General features: G+C 66.4%; 4 protein-coding genes. All 4 read left to right on the top strand.

Features of this window, described 5'->3' with window-relative positions; all coding sequences use genetic code 11:
- Positions 1–1,587 (top strand): YwqJ-related putative deaminase (locus tag ACFY30_RS39285; protein WP_390849944.1); only part of this gene is annotated, 1,587 nt, incomplete at its 5' end.
- Positions 1,587–1,958: a toxin-antitoxin system YwqK family antitoxin gene (locus ACFY30_RS39280; protein WP_390849943.1), complete on the top strand. Its 372-nt coding sequence runs from the start codon at positions 1,587–1,589 to the stop codon at positions 1,956–1,958. The genes ACFY30_RS39285 and ACFY30_RS39280, both read left to right, overlap by 1 nt.
- 160 nt (positions 1,959–2,118) lie before the next feature.
- Positions 2,119–2,502, top strand: a complete 384-nt coding sequence (locus ACFY30_RS39275; protein WP_390849942.1) for a hypothetical protein — start codon at positions 2,119–2,121, stop codon at positions 2,500–2,502.
- Positions 2,503–2,513: 11 nt separating this feature from the next.
- Positions 2,514–2,990, top strand: coding sequence for a toxin-antitoxin system YwqK family antitoxin (locus tag ACFY30_RS39270; RefSeq protein WP_390849941.1), 477 nt, complete (start codon positions 2,514–2,516; stop codon positions 2,988–2,990).
- Positions 2,991–3,276 lie beyond the last annotated feature (286 nt).

Genomic DNA, 3,276 nt, shown 5'->3' with positions numbered 1-3,276 from the left:
ATCCCCAAGCTCCCGGAGACGGTGATCGAACTCCCGGAGGGCTCGGTCAAGCTGCCCGACGGCACGGTGCACCTGCCGGAGGGTGCGGCGATCCCCGAGGGCGCGACGAAGCTCCCCGACGGCAACGTCAAGCTGCCCGAGGGTGCGACGGGCCTGCCGGAGGGTTCGGTCAAGCTGCCCACGGAGGCGGGGGCTCCGGCGCGCTACTACGACCCGCCGGGCAACCTGCTCGACGAGAACGGCAACGTGCTCAAGGCGGCGGAGGACGCCCCCAAGGAACCCGGTGGCACCGGGACCGGCACCCCGGGCGCCGGCTCGGACGTCCCCCACACCCCCTCCCCGGCGCGGGAACCGGCCCTGGTCGGCGCGGGCACCCACACCGCCGGGACCGCCGGCCGGCACATCAACCTGGGCAACAGCCTCGACACCACCCTCGGCGACATCGGCCGCACCGGCGACCACGCGACCACCCCGGTCGTCCACGCGGGCGGCGACCTGCCCACCGTCCACGCCGGCGACAACCTCCCGGGCACCCACCTCGGAGACAACCTCCCCGGCAGCACCGCGGACCACCTCCCCGGCGGCCACGCCGGCGACAACGTCCCCGGCGGATCTGCCCGCGAGCACGGCACTGGTCCCTCCGCGAGCCACGAGCCATCCTCCGGCCACAACGACGGCCCGGGCGACGGCACGAACGGTCACCCGAACGACGGTGGCCATGGCGAAGCCGGTGCAGGCGGTCACGAGAGTGCCCCGCACGGGCATGGCAGCGACACGGCCGACGTCGGCCACGGCGAGGGCACTCCGGGCCACGGGAGCGACCACTCGGGCGGTCACACAGGTGACGGAGGGACGCCGCACGAGCACACCGACCACGGTGGCCACGAGGCCGACCCCAGGGACGTTCGAGAACCCCGGGGCTCGCTGGTGGACGACGCCGCCCGGCGGGCGGCGGAACCCATCCAGATCGGGGACCACCCGATGCCGGCCCCCGCTGCCGGCGAGAATTCACTCGGCCAACTGCCGGAAAGCCGCGTACAGCGCGATGCGGATGGTCTGATCACCCACGTCGACGGCCGCAACTTTGAGCACTTCCTCAAGGATCTCTCGTTCCAGCGCGGTGCGGCCTTCCGCGAGGCCAAGGAACTTGGAACGCTGTCGAGGAGGCAGGTCGGAGCCTGCGCCGGACAGGTCATGGACCTGCGTACCGGCAACATTATCGAGGGCATCAACGGAAAGGGCGACAACGTCATCCCGCCGGATCGTGTCCACCCGACGCTTGCCGCGAATCTCGAGGCCCTTCCCGACCCTGTCCCCGGTTACGATCATCCACTGGGTCACGCCGAGGTGAAGGCGGTCAACGAGTTGCTCTGGGAACGCACCAAGCTGGGGCTGCCGGACGGCCCGTCGGCACTGGGCGAGCTCCGCGCAGCGGTCGAATTCCCGTATACCCCGCACATGGAGACGCAGCTGCCCGGGCGTCCTGCGCCGTTCTGCGTGAACTGCCACCATATGCTGAAGGACGTGGACAGCCTGCACGGCAGGTTCACTGGTAAAGATGCCGACGACAGTAATTGGATTCCGTGATGGCAAAGCCGACCCGTATCGACATCGATGACCCCGCAGTCGATATGGACCACATACAGCGCCTGCTGTACCGGGGTGAGCTGTTCACGGGCGAGGTCGTGGAGCACCTGGGCGGCGCACTTGTCAGTCTCGAATGCTACGAGGACGGCCTGCGGCACGGTCCGAACCGGGAGTGGTACAAGGACGGCAGTCTGCGCTCGGAAGGAACGGCGCAGCGGGGCCGCCCTGTCGGCGTCTCACGCGAGTGGCATCCCAACGGCACACTTGCACACGAGCGAGTCTTCGCCGACGACGGCCTGACCATGTTGTCGGACCATGAGTGGGACGAGGACGGACAGCCCACGAGGGCGTGGAGCAAGGACAAGGCTTGAGACGTCAAACGACTTCAGGGGTACTCCGCATCCGGAAGTGCACCGGAGCAACGGCGAAGCGACGCACTTCGGGACGGCGGGAGGGTACGGCGTCATGGAGCGGACGTGGTGGACGGGCGGGCCCGGGTTTCACCGCACTACTCTGACGTAATGACAGCTTGTGAAGATCGCAGAACACTTTCAAGAGCTGTGGGCGCCCTCTTTTGGTGTACCAAGAGGGAGTATCCAGGAATTCATTTTGGATGCCGCGTATGACGATGAGCGTGAGATCGTCGGGTACCTCCTTGCAGGCCATGACCTTTTCAGTGTCATGGGCTCGTCCGAGGACGTCTTGGGCTCTGGTCAAACCGTTATAGGTGGCGACTCCATTTACTCGGACGGGGAGTGGGTGTGGCGGGGAGATCTTTGGTTCTATGTGCGAAACCATCACGTGGCGCTGCCGGACGAGTTCCTGGAGCGGATCAGAGGGCTTGACTATCTGATGCCACCTGAGAACTTGTCCAGTCTCATGAAGATCGCCAAGGACATCCGAGTTCGTTTGTGAGGCGCTTCGGTGTGGGGGCTGCAGTCTGTGCTCACTATCGCCGCGAGGAGATCGCGGGCTTTGACAAGGCCTCGAGGGAGTGCTGTCTCGGCGTCCGAGTGGGGCTGAGCATCGATCTCGATGATCCCGAGGTCGACGCCTATGCTCAGCGCCTCCTGTATCGCGGTGAGCTGTTCACGGGGGAAGTGGAAGAGCCCTTCACCGGGGAGGTGGAGGAGTGGCTCGGTGGGGCTCGCGTCAGTCTGGAGAGTTATGTGGACGGCCGGCCGGACGGCCCCTGCCGGGAGTGGTATCCGGACGGCCGGCTCAGGAGTGAGATGACGGTGCGACGGGGGCGTGCCGTCGGGGTGTCGCGGGAGTGGCATCCAAGTGGTCTGCCGGCATCCGAGCGGGTCTTCTCCGAGGACGGAGGGGAGTTGCTCGCCCGTCGGGAGTGGGGCGAGGACGGGCGGCCTACGGTGACGTGGCTCAAAGGTGACGGCGGTTGAGCATGCGAGCCCGTCCGGGCTCGGCTGGTTTGAGGTGAACGGCCCTGTGTGTCCCCAAGAGTTGGTCACGGGTTTGTGGTGCCCCTGTAAGGATGGCCACCCCCGATTGCATCGGCAACCGGTCAGTTGATAGGGATGAGTCTGCGTGTAGTGCGCATGATGTGAGCCAAGTGAGCTGAACGGGGGCCTTGATGAAGTTCGACATGGGTGCGCAGACGTTGTCGACGTTGCAGCGTGATTCGCGTGGGTCGAGTGATGATCTGGGTTCGTTGATCAAGCAGTTGGT

This window comes from Streptomyces sp. NPDC000345, from assembly GCF_042898825.1.
Lineage (GTDB): Bacteria > Actinomycetota > Actinomycetes > Streptomycetales > Streptomycetaceae > Streptomyces.
Note: the sequence above shows the minus strand (reverse complement) of the source record. Positions and strands in the feature narration are given on the sequence as shown.